General features: G+C 47.6%; 16 protein-coding genes. 15 read left to right on the top strand and 1 reads right to left on the bottom strand.

What is annotated here, in order from left to right; translation table 11 throughout:
• Nucleotides 1–102: 102 nt before the first annotated feature.
• The 6 genes from DP120_RS00280 (at nucleotide 103) to DP120_RS00255 (ending at nucleotide 5,063) form a co-directional block, all read left to right on the top strand.
• Nucleotides 103–474 carry a hypothetical protein gene (locus DP120_RS00280; RefSeq protein WP_112221194.1) on the top strand — a complete coding sequence of 124 codons (372 nt, stop codon included), beginning with the start codon at nucleotides 103–105 and terminating at the stop codon, nucleotides 472–474.
• A gap of 88 nt (nucleotides 475–562) precedes the next feature.
• Nucleotides 563–1,033, top strand: coding sequence for a transcriptional regulator (locus DP120_RS00275; protein WP_112221193.1), 471 nt, complete (start codon nucleotides 563–565; stop codon nucleotides 1,031–1,033).
• 563 nt (nucleotides 1,034–1,596) lie between these two features.
• A complete protein-coding gene (locus DP120_RS00270; RefSeq protein ID WP_112221192.1) occupies nucleotides 1,597–2,520 on the top strand; it encodes a S66 peptidase family protein in 924 nt (307 codons plus the stop codon).
• A 139-nt stretch (nucleotides 2,521–2,659) separates the two neighbouring features.
• Complete coding sequence (locus DP120_RS00265) at nucleotides 2,660–2,884, top strand: DUF2187 family protein (protein ID WP_112221191.1); 225 nt, start codon at nucleotides 2,660–2,662, stop codon at nucleotides 2,882–2,884.
• A 195-nt stretch (nucleotides 2,885–3,079) separates the two neighbouring features.
• Complete coding sequence (locus DP120_RS00260) at nucleotides 3,080–3,772, top strand: hypothetical protein (RefSeq protein ID WP_240611928.1); 693 nt, start codon at nucleotides 3,080–3,082, stop codon at nucleotides 3,770–3,772.
• Nucleotides 3,765–5,063 (top strand): efflux RND transporter periplasmic adaptor subunit, encoded by a 1,299-nt coding sequence (locus tag DP120_RS00255; RefSeq protein ID WP_112221190.1) that lies wholly within the window; start codon nucleotides 3,765–3,767, stop codon nucleotides 5,061–5,063. Before DP120_RS00260 ends, DP120_RS00255 begins: the two co-directional genes overlap by 8 nt.
• A 327-nt stretch (nucleotides 5,064–5,390) precedes the next feature.
• Here DP120_RS00255 and DP120_RS18295 read toward each other — a convergent pair whose 3' ends face one another.
• Nucleotides 5,391–5,531: a hypothetical protein gene (locus tag DP120_RS18295; RefSeq protein WP_165843680.1), complete on the bottom strand. Its 141-nt coding sequence runs from the start codon at nucleotides 5,529–5,531 to the stop codon at nucleotides 5,391–5,393.
• 356 nt (nucleotides 5,532–5,887) lie between these two features.
• On the opposite strand from DP120_RS18295, the gene DP120_RS00245 reads away from it, so the two are divergent.
• The 9 genes from DP120_RS00245 to DP120_RS00210 all read left to right on the top strand — a co-directional run bounded on the left by DP120_RS00245 (nucleotide 5,888) and on the right by DP120_RS00210 (nucleotide 17,245).
• Nucleotides 5,888–6,160 (top strand): YhdT family protein, encoded by a 273-nt coding sequence (locus DP120_RS00245; protein ID WP_112221188.1) that lies wholly within the window; start codon nucleotides 5,888–5,890, stop codon nucleotides 6,158–6,160.
• Nucleotides 6,157–7,605 (top strand): sodium/pantothenate symporter, encoded by a 1,449-nt coding sequence (gene panF / locus DP120_RS00240; RefSeq protein WP_112221187.1) that lies wholly within the window; start codon nucleotides 6,157–6,159, stop codon nucleotides 7,603–7,605. Before DP120_RS00245 ends, panF begins: the two co-directional genes overlap by 4 nt.
• A 70-nt stretch (nucleotides 7,606–7,675) precedes the next feature.
• Entirely contained in the window at nucleotides 7,676–8,587 is a 912-nt protein-coding gene (locus tag DP120_RS00235; RefSeq protein WP_112221186.1) for a DMT family transporter, read from the top strand.
• Nucleotides 8,588–9,474: 887 nt separating this feature from the next.
• Nucleotides 9,475–10,647, top strand: a complete 1,173-nt coding sequence (locus DP120_RS00230; protein WP_112221185.1) for an aminotransferase class I/II-fold pyridoxal phosphate-dependent enzyme — start codon at nucleotides 9,475–9,477, stop codon at nucleotides 10,645–10,647.
• Between the two features lie 3 nt (nucleotides 10,648–10,650).
• Nucleotides 10,651–12,264 carry a M20/M25/M40 family metallo-hydrolase gene (locus DP120_RS00225; protein ID WP_112221184.1) on the top strand — a complete coding sequence of 538 codons (1,614 nt, stop codon included), beginning with the start codon at nucleotides 10,651–10,653 and terminating at the stop codon, nucleotides 12,262–12,264.
• Nucleotides 12,265–13,347: 1,083 nt separating this feature from the next.
• The gene (locus DP120_RS00220) at nucleotides 13,348–14,265 is read left to right on the top strand and encodes a nuclease-related domain-containing protein (protein WP_133257360.1); all 918 of its coding nucleotides are present in this window, start codon (nucleotides 13,348–13,350) and stop codon (nucleotides 14,263–14,265) included.
• 51 nt (nucleotides 14,266–14,316) lie between these two features.
• Nucleotides 14,317–14,838 (top strand): hypothetical protein, encoded by a 522-nt coding sequence (locus tag DP120_RS18245; protein ID WP_133257359.1) that lies wholly within the window; start codon nucleotides 14,317–14,319, stop codon nucleotides 14,836–14,838.
• Nucleotides 14,839–15,032: 194 nt separating this feature from the next.
• Nucleotides 15,033–16,148, top strand: coding sequence for a mandelate racemase/muconate lactonizing enzyme family protein (locus DP120_RS00215; protein WP_112221182.1), 1,116 nt, complete (start codon nucleotides 15,033–15,035; stop codon nucleotides 16,146–16,148).
• A gap of 5 nt (nucleotides 16,149–16,153) precedes the next feature.
• On the top strand, nucleotides 16,154–17,245 hold the full coding sequence (locus DP120_RS00210) for an amidohydrolase (protein WP_112221181.1): 1,092 nt from the start codon (nucleotides 16,154–16,156) through the stop codon (nucleotides 17,243–17,245).
• Nucleotides 17,246–17,493 lie beyond the last annotated feature (248 nt).

Here is a 17,493-nt window from a genome sequence, read left to right as displayed (position 1 = left end):
TGTAAATATATTTTCTTGGACAGTTCTTTTTTGATGACAGATAGATTATACTGGGATAAGTATAATTCAAATTACCTATAAAATTTAGACAGGAGCATGACCTTGGACAATGTATATGTATTGGGAATCCCTGATTTGCAGCGAGTATTAAATCAGGAAGATATTGCGGTATGGGAACTTTTTTTATTGACTGCTGAAAAACGCTACGAGAAGGTCCGTTTTCAGGTTTCCAGTGATGGAGGCTGCTATACATTCACCAATGTCGAGGCATGCAATGGCATATTGGCGACGGTCCAACTTGATTTCGATGAGAACAAAATCGTCTTCAATCAAGGCGGAGCGGGCCATAAAGAGTTTGAAGACTTCCTGTTCGATTTGCTTTCCCAGCTATTTGTAAGAGTGGAGAAAGACAGAATACAGTTTTGTGCAACCGCCAAAAAAGCGGAAGTAAAAAGATTGGGCACAAGAAGATAATTCTTGTGTTTTTTTAGTTACGTAACGGGGAATATATGTTATGATTAACTAAACAGAATATTCTAAAATCAGAGAGGGGGGAACCGTCATGTTGCATGTCAAAATGATGAAGCCGTTCTATACAAAGAAAGAAGATCATCTTGTGAAATTCGTCTTTGCCTACCAGTACCTCTCAATTATGAAAGATGATGAATTATTTCATTTCATTCCAGTTGAAGGGAAAGAAATTGTAGTAAATACAAATACATTCCAGGTCGAGAACTTGTCTGAAGTATTCGTTTTTCAAAAAGGAAACCGCTTTATCCGTCTGCCGCTGTATCAACTGCTGCTGGTCTCTGATATTCATATGCATCTCCAGTCTATCCTGCAGGGCGAAAGCGCAGGCATCGCAGAGATTCCGGATCAAGCCAAATCAGAAGCGATGGAAGCAATCGAATTTTTGGAACAGGAAAATTTTGAACGTATGATAGATTACGCGCTCGAGTCGCGGGATGAAGCAATGTTCCATGAACTTATGGCGCAACAGCAGCTAAATGGAGGTCTGCCAAGTGAAGCCTGAAACCAGTCTTGTGAAATTCTTATTCAAATGACAACGTCTGCCCGGCAAGAATGGGGAGGCGTTTTCGTTTGCAAAAAAAAGCGTCGGCGAAACAGCAAAAACCCCTCTTCCTGATAATACGGAAGAGGGGTTTTATGGTTTGTAAGTATACATGAGTCACCTCTACATCATTGTGAAAAAGTTGACAAACAGCATGACGATTGCTGAGCCACCAATTCCCAGTGCAAGATCTTCCCATCCCATTTCAAGTGCTTTGTCAAAATTCATACCAATCCGCTCCTTTTGTTTTTCTGAGTTTGTTTAGAAGATCTTGCTTATAAGCTATAAATTCTTGCTGGATTTATAACTTGTTTTTATTTTATTAGAAAATCAAATTCTTGTCATGATACTTTATTACTAAATATTCTAAATAATTCGAATATAATAAGTATTAATCGGTGTGGGTATTTATGCGCGAAGCGGGTTTGGTTGAAGAAAGCCCGGTCCATTGCTATATTGAAGAGAAGCAAATCCGGGAGAGTTCCGGAGTTGATCGATATTATACATAGAAGGAGTAGATAACTATGCGGACATTGCCAAAACGCTTGAAAAAAGGGGATACGGTCGGAGTTATAGCCCCATCAAGCCCTCCGGATCTTGAAAATTTAAAAAAAGCGCTGCCTTTTCTGGAAGAGTTGGGGCTGAAAGTGAAGATGGGCAACTCAGTTGAAGCCAAAAACGGTTATTTGGCCGGTACAGATGAAGAGCGGCTGGCAGATCTCCATGCCATGTTCGAAGATCCGGAAGTGGCAGGCATTATCTGTGCAGGAGGCGGATATGGCGCCGCGCGTATTACGGACCGTGTGGATTTTGGAATGATTAAAGAGAATCCGAAAGTTTTCTGGGGATACTCGGACATCACATTTTTGCATACAGCCATTGGCCATTATGCGGAGCTTGTAACTTTCCACGGACCGATGCTTGCATCCGACGTTGGAAAAGAAGAGTTCCATGAACGGAGCGCCCGCATGTTCGGTCAATTATTTGCACCATTTGAGCTTCATTATGATGAAGGAATTTCAACATTAATTCCTGTGAGCAGAGGCGTGGCTCAAGGCGAATTGGTCGGGGGCAATCTGTCTTTATTGCGCAGCGGCATCGGAACGAAATTCGAAATCGATACGAAAGATAAGATTTTATTGATTGAAGCGGTAAACAGGGAGCCTGACGACGTCGATGAAATGTTGAATCAGCTGCGGCTGGCACGGAAATTTGAAGAAGTTGCAGGCGTGGTGATTGGCGACTTCAAAAATTCCGACCCGAAAAGGCCGGATGAATCGCTGAGCCTGGATCATGTGTTCGACCATTATTTCAAAGATCTTGGCGTGCCGGTTGTAAAAGGTTTTAAAATCGGCCACTGCGAACCGCATTTTTCAGTGCCGCTCGGGGTGATGGCAAAGCTCGATGCCACTGAAATGACACTGACGATTTTGCCGGGAGTCGAGTAAGGCGGTAAATTGTTCAGCGCTGGGAAGATAACAGTGGATTATGGGCGGTATGGATTTTACCGAGGCCAAAAGGTGATTTTTCCATATTTTTATGATATAATAGATAGATATTGTTTCTAAAAGAGAGGCGTGGATAACAATGGCATTCCAACCACATGAAAAAGAAGTATCAGAATTCGTAGCGGCCCGCCGCATCGGAGAATGGATTTCCTTTACCCGTAATGGCGTCGAAGTCAATGGAACCATTTTTAAAATTATGGACAACTCGGTGATTGTTGAAATTTCACCAGAAGATGCAAAAGAAATTGGTGCAGCGTCCAACATGACCGTGATTTCACATAAAAAATATACACCAGTAGAATAATTTAGCCGAAACTCCTGCCGCGTGTGGGAGTTTTTTCTTTGGGCATTTTTGGGGTAGAGAAGCCAGAACAATTCTGACAATATATTTTTTGAAAATTGTACCAGTATTGGCATTCCAAAGTCCATCGCTTTTTGGTAAAGTAAGGTAAGATTAACATACGCGGAATATCAATCGCCATGAAGGGAATAAAGCCTTATGATATTTGATTTTAAGTTCTGGCATTATTTCGCCAGACAGGGACAACTTATACATAATCTTGAGAATTCGGAAATGCGTCATTTCAATAAGAGGCTGGGATGGATATTTGCCCTTGGCATCCTCCTTTTTGCGCTGCGGGAAATTTGGGGCATGAACAGCTCTTCCCTGACGCCGTACCTAGTAGCGGGCGACATGGATACATATAGTCTTGGCCGTTGGACTTCTCTTGCCGGCACATTGATCTGGGCCGGAATATATTTGGCTTTCCATACATACGGAGCGGCATTCCTGTTCAGCCGCATTTTAAAAATTCCATGGCGCGCGGCACTGGTCATGCAGACTTATGTAACGGCAATTCTTGTTATTGAAAAAGCCTTGCTGTTTTTCCTGTTTGCGGTGCTCGGCTATACCACTTATTTATCGCTGTTTTCATTCGGCCCGCTGGCGGCCTTGCTCTTTAATCATTCATTTGTAATCTTGTTCTTCAATCAATTAACGATCTTTACTTCGCTCATCATTGCCATCCAATACCGTTTCCTGCGCAATTACGTGACATTTTCACCGAAATGGCTGCTGTTTGGCCTGATCTTGCTGCATGTGCTGGTTGCGCTGGCAATCGGGGCATTGAGCTTGGTTCCGCTTGCAGACATGATCGAAGGCTTCACGGAAGGAGTGGTTCCGGGTGAATAAATACTTTATGATCGGTTTATCCGTTGCCATCACGGCTTTTTTGGCAATCAACGCGATTTTATTGTTCAGCGAAAAAAGCCAGGTGCCGAAAAAACTTTACATCAATGAATACGAACGTGCCTATACCAGCAGCTATACAGAAAAATTGCCGAAAGAAGCCATCACGGCGCCGCTTGCTGCGACGGAAATCTTCATCCAGGATTCAGACGCTGTGGAGCAATGGATCATCAATGAAGGCGATTCTGTAGAAGCTGGCACAGAATTAGCTTTGCTAAATGAAGCGGAAAGCGAAGAACAGCGCGCAATCTGGGAAGCGGAAGAAGATGCCTTGAATGATGAATTGCGCGAAGTCCGCAGTGTTCTTAGAGAACTCGAGACCGCGAGTTCCCGGAATTCGCGTCCGACCACCGGCTCTTCAACGAACCGCGATACGGCAACCAATGCGAATGGCGATACTGTCGAACTGGACGTCAATGTGCAAGTGGAAGTTGAAGTGCCACAAGATGGTTCCTATGCAGCAGGTGTTGCAGAAACGGAACAGCGCATCGCAGCACTCGAAACCCAGCTTGCTGTCGTCGAAGCGCAATTGGACCAAAACACTGCAAAACCGGCTTTAATCAGTCCGATTGAAGGCATTGTCGGCAAAATCGATGCAGGCAACATGCCGATGAGCATTGAAATTTATTCGAGCGAAAAACTGTTTATGACCTATGTTGTCGAAAAAGAATGGCTCGAAGTCAACGTCGACGACCGAGTATTCCTTCATGTCGATGGAGTTGCTCAGGCAATGCCCGGCAAGGTTCTGCGGAAATCGCAGCTGCCGGCGGACAGCTCGAAATGGCTCGATGCGTACCGCGCACTCGATCCGATAGACCAGAATAACCCCATTGCGATTTATGAAGTTCTCATCATGACAGAAGAACCGATTACCGACGCCGTCCCTTACGGCAAAACAGCCAATGCTTCCATTATCATCAATGAAGCAGCAGATGCTGTTGCCTTAAAAGACGCCTGGATCTTTGACCGTTACAACGGCACAGGCAAGGTGTCAGTCCTGAATGCACAAGGACGGGCAGAATCGTTGCCAGTCACCATCGCGTTCGACCTCGAAGGCAAAGCCGTATTAAGTGAGGGTGTGCTGCCGGGATCTACAGTGGTCGACAGTGATATCCTTCAAAGATTCGCATTTGCCCCACAGGCATTCCTGCCGTTCCCGAGTGTCCAACCGGATATGGAACATGCGAAGAATACCGAGTGGCGCAGATATGTTGAATATTTATTGGCGAGATGAATATGGTGAACCCGGAAGCGGCTGCTCTCGGGTTTTTTGTTTGGGGTGGTTTTGTTTGGTCTGGTCTGGGGGCGTTGTCGGATGGAGTGGTTTTAGTGTCGTATAGCTGGCGGTTAGTGTCGTATAGATTGTTTATGCTGACGTATAGCGATGGTTTGTTGACGTATAGCGCATTTTACGTAACGTGTCGTGTTTACATGCGGGTTGCATCAAAAGAAAAGTGCATTCAAATGGAAAGCAGTCCGCTGTCGGCGGACTGCCCAGTGGGCGGGGCTTCGGCCGCCGCCCGATTTTGGGTAATAGTGAGTTGCCTCGCTTGGGTGAAGCTTATGCTGTCGTATAGCTGGCGGATAGTGTCGTATAACTGGCGGTTAGTGTCGTATAGGTTGTTTTTGCTGACGTATAGCGTTGGTTTGTTGACGTATAGCGCATTTTACGTAACGTGCCGGATTTTTTTGCGGGTTGCATCGGGAGAAAAGTGCATTCAAACGGAAAGCAGTCCGCTGCCCGCGGACTGCCCAGTGGGCGGGGCTTCGCCCGTCGCCCGATTTTTGCCGATAGTGGGTTGACTTGCTTGGGTGGAGGTTATGCTGTCGGATAGCGGAGATTTAGTGTCGTATAGATTGTTTTTGTTAACGTATAGCGGAGTTAAAGTGTCGTATAGAATCTGTTTGCTGTCGTATAACGGCGCAAGCAATTTTCAGCGGCATCTCGCCTGTAAAAGAAGAGGGCTTAAAGTACAAAAAATCACCGCACCCCATTATTCATTCTAGAAAATAATGGTACGATAAGAAAATGATAGGTAGAGAAATGGAGTGGGAAAGATGAACGAGACGGATTGGCGGTTTAAGATAGCCCACCGGGAAGCGCTGATTGGCGTGGGGCTGGCGCTGTTCAATTTTGTTTGGTGGTTTGGCTTTGCTTATGGCATGGGCTCGGCGCCAGTGGAAGAGTATACGTATGTCTTTGGGCTGCCGGCATGGTTTTTCTACAGCTGTGTAGTGGGATTCCTGGTCATTGCGGTACTGGTGATTATCATTGTGAAATTCTTTTTTGTGGAAGTGCCGTTTGAAGAGGAAGAGGAGGAGAAACGATGAATTATGCTGTTTTGATTCCGATGATCATGTTTTTGATCCTCATCTTCTTTATCGGCTATTGGTCAAGCCGCAAGCTGGCGTCGTCATCAAATTTCATCAGCGATTATTTCCTCGGGGGACGTGAACTTGGTGGCTTTGTGCTGGCGATGACGATGGTTGCGACTTACGGCAGTGCGTCGAGTTTCCTGGGCGGTCCCGGAACGGCATATACGATGGGCTTTGGCTGGGTGCTGCTTGCGATGACGCAGGTGGTCACCGGTTATTTTGTGCTGATGATTCTCGGCAAGAAATTCGCCATCATGGCGCGCCGCTATAAAGCGGTGACGATGATTGATTTCCTGAAAGCGCGCTACGACAGCAAAGCCGTGGTTTTATTGTCTGCGTTAAGCATCATCATTTTCCTGTTCTCCGCCATGGCAGCGCAGTGGATTGGCGGTGCGCGGCTGATCGAATCGCTGACCGGGCTGTCGTATAACTCGGCGTTATTCCTGTTCGCGGTGTCCGTGTTGGTTTACGTCACCATCGGCGGATTTCGCGCGGTTGCGCTGACGGATGCTGTGCAGGGAGCTGTCATGCTTGTCGGAACCCTGATTCTGCTGATCGCGGTTATTTTCGCGGGCGGCGGGATTCCGAATATCGTCCAGGATTTAATCAATGAAAACCCGAATCTCGTAACACCATACGGTGCAGAAGGCAATTTGTCAGCGGCTTATGTGTCGTCCTTCTGGATACTGGTCGGCGTGGGTGTTGTCGGTTTACCGCAGATTGCGGTACGTGCAATGTCCTATAAGAACTCGCGCTCGATGCACCGCGCGCTGATCATCGGGACGCTTGTCACCGGCATCATTATGCTCAATATGCATCTAATCGGCGTTTTTGCGCGTCCGATTCTGCCGGGCATCGATGTCGGTGATAAAGTCATTCCGCTGATTGCGCTGGAAACCCTGCCGGCATGGCTCGCAGGAATTGTGCTCGCGGCTCCGATGGCGGCAATCATGTCGACCGTCGATTCGCTTCTCTTAATCGTCAGTTCCTCGATTGTCCGTGACGTCTATTTGAATTACATAAAACCGGAAGCAGAATTGAAAACCATCAAACGCATTTCGTTCGGCGTAACGGCGATGCTCGGAATCGGTGTATTCCTATTGGCACTAGATCCGCCGGACTTGTTGATATTCCTGAATTTATTTGCGTTCGGTGGCTTGGAAGCAGCCTTTATCTGGCCGGTCGTGCTCGGGCTTTACTGGAAATGGGGCAATAAATACGGTGCCATCGCGTCGATGATAACGGGGATTGGCACATATGTTGCGCTGCATTTTTATAACCAGGAATATGGCAATCTGCTCGGCGTCCATACCGTGACGTTTCCGGTGCTGCTGTCGCTCGTGGCATTCATCGCATTCAGCCTGCTGATTGGGCGAAAAGCTTATGATTATGCGGCATAGTTATTTACAATCCATTCAACAGGGCGTAAAATGAATATTTATTCGAAACCCGAAAGAAGGCATGACTGGATTGAAGCAATGGAAAGTATATATGATCCTGACGGGTGTCATGATCGTTTGGGGATTTAATCTCGCAACAGTTAAATATATGGTCGAATTTGTCGGCCCTGTTACGTTGACGGCATTCCGGATTCTCCTCGCAGGAGTATCAGTCTTTGTCATTCTGGCCTATTTCCGGATGCTGCGCTGGCCATCGCGCATCGATTGGAAATATATCCTGCTCGGCGGATTATTGAATGTCGTTTCGCATCATTATTTCCTGTCCAATGCGCTCACTATGACCACTGGCACGAACGCCGGACTGATTCTCGGCACGGGTCCGATGCTGACGGCGGTGCTCGTCTCGCTCATTATGCGCAGTTATCCTTCGCGCCTTCAATGGCTCGGCGTCATAATTGGCTTGGCGGGTGTCATCATTACCGTGCGTGTTGGCAGCGATCCTGCGAGCGGCATGAACATCGGCGACCTGCTAGTCTTCATTTCGATTTTGACGCAGGTACTCAGCTATATCGTCATTGCCAACGCGGCGAAAAACCTCGATCCGCGGCTGATGACCGGCTATATGTTCATCACCGGTTCCATCGTGCTGTTCCTCATCTCGCTCGTGCAGGAACCGGGCGGCATGGCGGCATTCGCTGAAGTTCCGCCGATATTCTGGCTGGCGTTCTTCTTCTCAGCCGTCATCGGCACATCCGTTGGCCACATGCTCTATAACTACTCAATCGGCCAGGCCGGCCCAACAAAAGCGGCGATTTTCATGAACCTCAACACGCTGTTCTCACTGGTCGCAGCGTCCATCATTTTAAATGAAACCATTCTGCCCGGCCACCTGGGCGGCTTTGTCCTAATCGTAATCGGCGTCCTGTTCGGATCAGGCGCGGCAGAAGATTTGTTAAATAAAAGAAGGAAACGGTTCGGCTGATGCTGGATCGTTTTTTTATTTGTGTTGAATAGGTTGAGTCGTTTGGGTGGAGACATGGTGACGTATAGCGGTGATTTAGTGTCGTATAGATTCTGTTTGGTGTCGTATAGCTGTGATTTGGTGACGTATAGCGGGATTGACTTAACGTGCCGACTTTTCCTCTGGCTCTCACCAAAAGAAAAGTACATCTGAATGGAAAGCAGTCCGCCGCGAGCAGCGGACTGCCCAGTGGGCGGCGCTTCGGCCGCCGCCCGATCTTGGCTGATAGTGGGTTGACTCGCTTGGGTGGAGGTTATGTTGTCGTATAGCGGAGATTTAGTGTCGTATAGAATGATTTTGTTTACGTATAGAGACGGTTTGCTGATGTATAGCACATTCTACTTAACGTGCCGACTTTTCCTCCGGCTCTCACCAAAAGAAAAGTACATTTGAATGGAAAGCAGTCCGCCGCGAGCTGCGGACTGCCCATTGGGCGGCGCTTCGGCCGCCGCCCGATCTTGGCTAATAGTGGGTTGACTCGTTTGGGTGGAGATATGGTGACGTATAGCGGAGATTTAGTGTCGTATAGATTCTGTTTGGTGTCGTATAGCTGTGATTTGGTGACGTATAGCACATTTTACTTAACGTGCCGACTTTTCAATCGGCTTTCATCAAAAGAAGAGACACGCAAATAGAAAACAGTCTTCATTCAGGCAGAACCCAACCGTTTTCTCTTGTCCTAATCGGCATTATTACTTATGATGAGGACAACAGGACAATGCGAGCGGCTGCAGGTGGTTTTATTGCTTGAATGAGCTTGCCGAGACAATCTTTAGGAATATCCGCCTGTTATTATTTAGCCCAAAAAGAATATAATAGAAGAAAACATGAATGGAACGGAGATTATTATGACATTATCCCTTAATCCACGGGCGGAAGCGCTCGCTATTTCAGGCATCCGCCAATTTTTCAACCAGCTGGTCGATTACCCGGATGCCATCAATTTGACAATCGGGCAGCCGGATTTTCCGACGCCGGAAGCGGTGAAGAAAGCCGGCATGGAGGCGATTGCGGCCAATAAAACCAGCTATTCGCATAACGCGGGACTTATCGAGCTGCGCCAGGAAGTTGCGGCTTTTTTCGGTGACACCTACGGGCTGTCCTATAATCCGCAGACGGAAATCATTATTACGAACGGTGCCAGTGAAGGGCTTGATTCGCTGCTGCGCACCATGATCGAAGAAGGCGACGAAGTCATTATTCCGGCGCCTTGCTATACGGGATATGTGCCGCTCGTTGAGTTGAACGGCGGGAAAGCGATTCTGCTCGATACGTCGGATACGGGACTTGTGCCGGATCCGGAGCGTTTGGAAGCGGCCATCACGAATAAAACAAAAGCTGTGCTATTCAATTTTCCTTCAAATCCGACGGGTGTCAGCTTGAACAAGGAAGAAACTGATGCTTTGGTCAAAGTGTTGAAAAATCATGAAGTGTTCATCATATCGGATGAAATCTATTCGGAGAATGTCTTCGAGGGACAGCATTTTTCATTCGCGTGCTATGAAGAGATTAAAGACCGGACTTTCCTGGTGCACGGCCTGTCTAAATCGCATTCGATGACAGGATGGCGGATGGGCTTTTTGCTCGGGCCGGAAGAATATATGCAGCATGTGTTGAAGGTGCATCAGTATAATACGGTGTGCGCGTCGTTGCCGAGCCAGCATGCGGCGATCGAAGCGTTGCAGAACAACCGTTTCGTGCCAAATGAAATGAACGATGCGTATAAAACACGTCGTGATTATGTTTACGGCAAATTAGTGGAAATGGGATTTGATGTCGTCAAGCCGACTGGAGCTTTCTACATATTCCCGTCCATCGAGAAATTCGGTCTTTCCTCGTTTGACTTCGCTACGCGCCTGTTGAAAGAAGGGGGCGTGGCGGCTGTGCCAGGCTCAGCTTTCACAAAATACGGGGAGGGCTTCCTGCGCATTTCATATGCTTATGCAATGCCGACTTTGGAGCAGGCGATGGAGCGGATGGCCGAATGGCTAAAAACTGTGCAAGTGACGGAGAGGGGATAATTTATGGGTTTGTTATGGGGAACACCGGAGAAATTGAAGGACTTGCTTTGTGAAATGGTCAGTTGGAACAGCATCACGCTGTCGGAGGGGGAAGTGGCATTCGCCTATAATCTGAAGGAAAAGCTGAAGCAGATTCCTTACTTCCAGGAAAATCCTGAAAAGATTTATCTCGGCGAAGTCAATTGGGACCGCCAATACGTCACCGCATTATATAAACATCCGGACGCCACGGACACGATCGTTCTGATGAGCCATTTCGATACGGTCGAAACGGAGGAATATGGTGATCTGGAACCGCTTGCCTGCAAGCCGCTTGAGCTGACGGAAGCGCTGAAGGATTTCCGCGAAGAACTCGACGAGTATGCAAGGGCAGATCTCGATTCAGGTGAATATCTTTTCGGCCGCGGCACGATGGATATGAAAGCGGGCATTGCAATGCATATGGCAATGCTTGAGAAAGCTGCCGCGGATGGATGGCCGGTCAACTTATTATTATTGTCCGTTCCGGATGAGGAAGTCAATTCTGCCGGCATGCGCTACAGCGTCAGCAAATTGCTGGACCTCGAACGCGAATACGGACTTGAATATATTTTATTCCTTAACGGCGAGCCTTCATTCGCGCAAAAGCCAGGGGACCAGGACCATTATATTTATACGGGGTCGATCGGCAAAATCATGCCGTCCGCCATGTTCTACGGTAAAGAGACGCATGTCGGCGAACCGTTGTCTGGCATCACATCGAGCTATATTTCGACTTACCTGACGCACCGGATGGAATGGAATCCGTCGTTCAAGGAAACGGTATACGGCGAAACGACGCCGCTGCCGGTAACTCTGACGCAACGTGACATCAAGCATTCCTATTCGGCGCAAACGCCGTACCGGACGTATGCCATGTACAATGTTTTCACCATGGAACACAGCGCCAAAGAGGTTTTCGACTTGTTCGAAGGAGTGGCAAAAGATGCCGCCGCCCACTGCATGGCCGACTACCGTTCAATGTGCCGCAATGAAAACATCGAACCTGTGGGTGACATCCAGGTTATGCGCTACGAGGACTTGGTCAGATATGCGCTCGAGAAATTCGGCGTTGAGTATTTCAACGACCTGATCCATGATACGCTGATGCATCCCGAATGGGACGTTCGCGAAAAATCCATGCACATCACCGACATCCTGCTGCTCAATTGCCAGGAACTGACGCCGGCAATCGTCATCATGTTCGCGCCGCCATACTACCCGGCGGTCAACTCATCTGAAGACGAACTGGTCAAACGCTTGGTTGAACAGGTCACGGAAAACGCCAAGGCGAAATTCGGCTATCAGCTCAATCAAATCCATTACTTCAATGGCATTTCCGATTTGAGCTATGTCAATTACGGCGACCAGGAAGACGGCTGGGTCACTTATGAAAACAATACCCCAGTCTACGGCGATTCCTACAGCATCCCGTTCCAAGCCATGAAGCAATTAAGAGCGCCGGTTCTCAATATCGGCCAATTCGGCAAGGATGCCCATAAACGAACCGAACGCCTCCATATCAAAAACGCATTCGAACAGATGCCAGCGCTGCTGGAGGAAATGATTCTATCGATACCAGTGAAGAGCCGCCTGTGAGGGGGGCTTTTTTTGGTGTGGTTTCTGTTGGTGAGTGACGGAGGAAAAGTCGGCACGTTAAGTAGAATGTGCTATACGTGAGTAACTCTTCGCTATACGATAGCAAATAGAATCTATACGGCACTAAATCACCGCTATACGACAACATCCCCTCCACCCAAGCGAGTCAACCCACTAACTGAATTGATCGGGCGGCATCCGCCGCCCACTGGGCAGTCCGCGCTGGCGCGGACTGCTATCCATTCAGATGTACTTTTCTTTTGATGAGAGCCGACTGAAAAGTCCGCACGTTAAGTAAAATGTGCTATATGTGAGTAAATCTTCGCTATACGATAGCAAACAGAATCTATACGACACCAAATCAGCGCTATACGTCAACATCACCTCCACCCAAGCGAGTCAACCCACTACCTGAATTGATCGGGCGGCAGTCGCCGCCCACTGGGCAGTCCGCGCTGGCGCGGACTGCTTTCCATACGAATGCACGTTTCTTTTGATGAGAGCCGATTGAAAAGTCGGCACGTTAAGTAAAATGTGCTATATGTGAGTAAATCTTCGCTATACGACACTAAACTGAATCTATACGACACCAAATCAGCGCTATACGACAACATCACCTCCACCCAAACGAGTCAACCCACTAACTGAATTGATCGGGCGGCATCCGCCGCCCACTGGGCAGTCCGCGCACGAGCGCGGACTGCTTTCCATACGAATGCACGTTTCTTTTGATGAAAGCCGTTTGAAAAGTCGGCACGTTAAGTAAAATGTGCTATATGTGAGTAAATCTTCGCTATACGATACTAAACAGAATCTATACGACACCAAATCAGCGCTATACGACAACATCACCTCCACTAAAGAGAATCACCTCAAACCTATTTTCAACTCCTAGCCATAAAACTATCAAATATCACATAATATCAGGCCCAAATCTGATTTTTGAGGCTGTATCAGCTTTCAAAACTCATATTTGGATAATTATGGAATAATATAACCAGCTATGCTACTATTGATGGAGGGGTGGCCGCAATAATTATCAAATACCGAAAAAAGCCAGCTAAAATTGCTGGATATGAAGCCTTGTTAAAAAGATTACCTGCATATCATCCAAAAAAAGAGCAGGTTGAAGATCTGCTTAAATCCACCAACGCCGGCTTTGGGGGAGAGGAACGGCTCGACCAGCTGATGAAATATTTTAACCCTGATTATCCGTATTTAATTATCCAAGATTATTCGATTTCCGCGAATATTGAGCTGCAGGCCGATACGATTTTATTGACCCAGTCCTGCGTGATTTTATTGGAAGTAAAAAATATATCGGGGCGCCTCCGCTTCACTATAAACCCAAGCACGCTGCACCAAACGACGGCGTCCGGCGTGGAACGCGGCCTTAAAAGTCCGCAGGTGCAGATGGAAATGGCAAAGTGGAAATTTGAAAAGCTGCTGAAAAGCCTCAATATTTCTCTTCCAGTTCATGTATTTCTGGTGATTGCATATCCTAACCAGATCGTCGAAGATTCGCCGCCTGGTTCGGTCATTTGGAGCGCGGATGAAGTGATGATCAGGTTGCAAAATTTCAAACTGCCGCCGAAAATTCTCTCCATCGATGAATTGCACAGGTTTGGACAGCAATTGCTGAGTCTCTATTCCGAATTTGATCCGTTTCCACTTGCACCGAAAAACAATATCCATCCAAGCGAAATTAATATTGGCGTATTTTGTCCAGAATGCAAATCTTCGAAAATGAATAAAGTCAAGCGTACCTGGATGTGCGAGAAATGTGGACTTACGAATCCGGAGGCGCATCACCAGGCAATCCATGAATGGTTCATGCTAATAAAACCGAGCATTACAGTTGCGGAGTGCAAAAACTTTTTGGCGTTGGAATATGTCTCTACAGCTAGAAGAATATTAAATAATCCGTTATATAAAAAGGTCGCCGACAATAAAACGAAGAAATATTATCTGGATATGCAAGTGGACATTCATGAAAAATGAGTGTCTTTTTTTTTGAGGTTCTGCTTTCCATTCGAATGCACTTTTCTTTTGATGAAAGCCGCAGAAAAAGTCGGCACGTTAAGTAAAAACCGCTATACGTCAACATATCTTCGCTATACGACACTAAACAGAATCTATACGACACCAACTCACCGCTATACATCAACATCACCTCCACCCAAGGGAGTCAACCCACTATTACCCAAGATCGGGCGGCGCATCCGCCGCCCACTGGGCAGTCCGCCACCAGCGGGCTGCTTTCCATTCGAATGCACTTTTCTTTTGATGAAAGCCGTAGAAAAAGTCGGCACGTTATTTAAATTACGCTATACGTTAGCAAATCCTCGCTATACGACACCAAAAACAATCTATACGACACCAAAAACAATCTATACGACACCAAATCACCGCTATACATCAACATCACCTCCATCCAAGCGAGTCAACACACTATTAGCCAAGATCGGGCGGCATCCGCCGCCCACTGGGCAGTCCGCCAGCAGCGGACTGCTTTCCATTGGAATGTACTTTTCTTTTGATGAGAGCCGCAGGAAAAATCAGCACGTTAAGTAAAATGTGCTATACGTCAGCATGTCTGCGCTATACGATAGCAAACAGAATCTATACGACACTAAATAACCCTTATACGTCAGCAACTCCCCGCTATACGCCACCAGCCCACCCACCACATCACCCACCACCCTAGCAACACCCCACAAATAAAGATACAATCATATATAAACACCACCCAAAGGAGCGAACCCCACATGAAAATCATCAAAGCAGATATTTATTCGGTGAACTTTCCGTTGAAAGAGCCGTTCATCATTTCGTATGCCAGCTACCCGAGCATGGCGGCGATTATTGTCAGGTGTGAGACGGACGATGGAATCGTGGGTTACGGCGAAGCGGTGCCGGATGAGCATGTTACCGGAGAACAGGTGGATGCGGCGTTTGAAATTTTGAAGAATGTGCTGGTGCCGCAAATTATCGGCCAGAGTCCGTTCGATATAGAGCATATCCATTACAAAATGGATGCCGCAATTTCCGGCAATCCGGCAGCGAAAGCAGCTATTGATATTGCATGTTACGATTTGATGGGCAAAGCGACTGGGCAGCCTGTCTATAATTTGATTGGCGGACGGGCGCATGACAATCTGCAGTATCCGAAAGTGCTGAGCATTGAAGCACCAAAAATTATGGCGGAGAAAGCGAAGAAGGCAGTGGCGCAGGGGTTCTCCAGTTTAAAACTGAAAGTCGGCTTGGATGATGCCGCGCTTGACATCGCCCGGACTTATGCCGTGCGCGAAGCGGTTGGTGAAGAGATGCCGATCCGGATTGATGTGAATCAGGGATGGAAGACGGTGGGGCTGGCTGTGCAAACGATCAATTACCTCGAAGGCGCGAATCTCACCTGGATTGAACAGCCGATCCGGATGGGGGACATCCGCGGTCTTGCGGAAGTGAGGCGTAAAGTGTCGACGCCGATTATGGCGGACGAAAGTGTGCAGACGATGGAAGATGTGCTGGAGATTGTCCGTTTGGATGCAGCTGATTACATAAACATTAAATTGATGAAAGCGGGTGGGATTTTCCCGGCCGTGCAGATGGCGAAAGCGGCTGAGGCGGCGGGAATCATTGCGCAGATCGGCTCGATGGTGGAATCCTCTATTGGTTCCGCGGCGGGCTATCACGCTGTCATGTCACGTAAGAATATCCAAACGGCTGAGCTGACGGGACCGCTTTTATTCTCGGAAGAAATCGGCAATCTCCATTTCGAGCTTCCTTATGTGAAGCTGAGCGGCAAGCCCGGTCTTGGAATAGACGTCGATATGGGTCAATTAGAAAAACTCGCTACAAAATCGGCAAAAGTGAAAGGATGAAAGAGATGGAAATTAAACAGCAGATCCAGGAATACTTTAATCATTTTCATGCGAATCCGGAAGTCAGCTGGAAAGAGTTCCGAACGACTGAGAAATTAAAGGACATTATGAATGAGTTAGATGTCCGCTATAATATTTTTGACGACCTCACCGGTTTGATTGCGGAAATTGGAGAAGGCGAAGAGACCGTCGCGGTGCGAGCAGACATCGACGCACTTTGGCAGGAAGTCGACGGAACGATGCAGGCGAATCATTCCTGCGGCCACGACGCCAATATGGCGATGGTGCTCGGCGCTTTGCTGTATCTGCGGAATGAAACACTGACGAAACGTGTGCGTTTTATCTTCCAGCCTGCGGAAGAACAAGGCAACGGTTCGCTGTCGATGATCGAGCGGGGAGCGGCGGAAGGCGTCAGCCATCTGTTCGGCGTCCATCTTCGTCCGGCTGAAGAGTTGCCGCTCGGTAAAGTTTCGCCGGCTCTGCATCACGGCGCTGGAATTTTTCTGCGAGGGAAAATCACTGGGGACGATGCACATGGGGCCCGTCCGCACCAAGGCAGAAATGCGATGGACGTTATTGCGGCAATCCACCAGTTTGTGAAATCGGTTTATTTCTCGCCGTTCGAATCCTATTCGGCGAAGCTGACGAATGTCCAGATGGGTGGGGAAAGTTTAAACATCATTCCGGGCAGCGCGACATTTGCTCTGGATGTCCGTTCACAGTCGAACGACTTGATGGATGAACTGCGGAAACGCATCGATGAAGGTTTTGCATCTATAGCTAAACTTTATAATGTCGGCATCGATTGGGAATGGACTGATTATACGCCGGCTGCGGAAGTTTCGGACGAAGCGATGGAAATTGCGCGGACCGCTATCCAAAATGTGGTTGGTGACGATAACACAGCCGAACCGCTGCATACGCCAGGCGCAGATGATTTTCATTTCTACACAATCCGCAAGCCGGAACTGAAAGCGGCCATGATTGGCGTCGGCGCAGATTTGACGCCGGGGCTTCATCATCCGGATATGACGTTTAACCCCGATGCACTCGACATTGGCGCGCGTGTATTGGCGGAAACGCTGAAAAATGCCTAAAAACATTTCCCGGGAAATAGTTGCTGCAATTAATGCTTATGACACTAACGCAGTTAATTTCAATATGATAAAGTGGACAGTGCAGAAGGAAAGCCCTCTTGAAAAAGAGGGTTTTATTAATTTAACCGAAAAAAAGTTTGAATTTTTCATGATTTCCTTTTGCGGCAATGAACACGCGGTCCAGGTTTTCTGAATTGCGGTTAAGGGTATAGAAAATAAGTTTGTTTCAACTTAGAGGAGGATTTTTA

This window comes from Planococcus halotolerans (genome assembly GCF_003289955.1).
In the GTDB taxonomy this organism is placed as follows: domain Bacteria; phylum Bacillota; class Bacilli; order Bacillales_A; family Planococcaceae; genus Planococcus; species Planococcus halotolerans.
This window is presented reverse-complemented; position numbering and strand designations above follow the sequence as displayed.

Excerpts from the sequence above, each read along its gene's own strand:
- DP120_RS00275 (WP_112221193.1), top strand. The coding sequence starts at position 563 with ATGTTGCATGTCAAAATGATGAAGCCGTTCTATACAAAGAAAGAAGAT.
- DP120_RS00270 (WP_112221192.1), top strand. The coding sequence starts at position 1,597 with ATGCGGACATTGCCAAAACGCTTGAAAAAAGGGGATACGGTCGGAGTT.
- DP120_RS00265 (WP_112221191.1), top strand. The coding sequence starts at position 2,660 with ATGGCATTCCAACCACATGAAAAAGAAGTATCAGAATTCGTAGCGGCC.
- DP120_RS00260 (WP_240611928.1), top strand. The coding sequence starts at position 3,080 with ATGATATTTGATTTTAAGTTCTGGCATTATTTCGCCAGACAGGGACAA.
- DP120_RS18295 (WP_165843680.1), bottom strand. The coding sequence starts at position 5,531 with ATGCAACCCGCAAAAAAATCCGGCACGTTACGTAAAATGCGCTATACG.
- DP120_RS00245 (WP_112221188.1), top strand. The coding sequence starts at position 5,888 with ATGAACGAGACGGATTGGCGGTTTAAGATAGCCCACCGGGAAGCGCTG.
- panF (WP_112221187.1), top strand. The coding sequence starts at position 6,157 with ATGAATTATGCTGTTTTGATTCCGATGATCATGTTTTTGATCCTCATC.
- DP120_RS00230 (WP_112221185.1), top strand. The coding sequence starts at position 9,475 with ATGACATTATCCCTTAATCCACGGGCGGAAGCGCTCGCTATTTCAGGC.
- DP120_RS00225 (WP_112221184.1), top strand. The coding sequence starts at position 10,651 with ATGGGTTTGTTATGGGGAACACCGGAGAAATTGAAGGACTTGCTTTGT.
- DP120_RS18245 (WP_133257359.1), top strand. The coding sequence starts at position 14,317 with ATGAAAGCCGCAGAAAAAGTCGGCACGTTAAGTAAAAACCGCTATACG.
- DP120_RS00215 (WP_112221182.1), top strand. The coding sequence starts at position 15,033 with ATGAAAATCATCAAAGCAGATATTTATTCGGTGAACTTTCCGTTGAAA.
- DP120_RS00210 (WP_112221181.1), top strand. The coding sequence starts at position 16,154 with ATGGAAATTAAACAGCAGATCCAGGAATACTTTAATCATTTTCATGCG.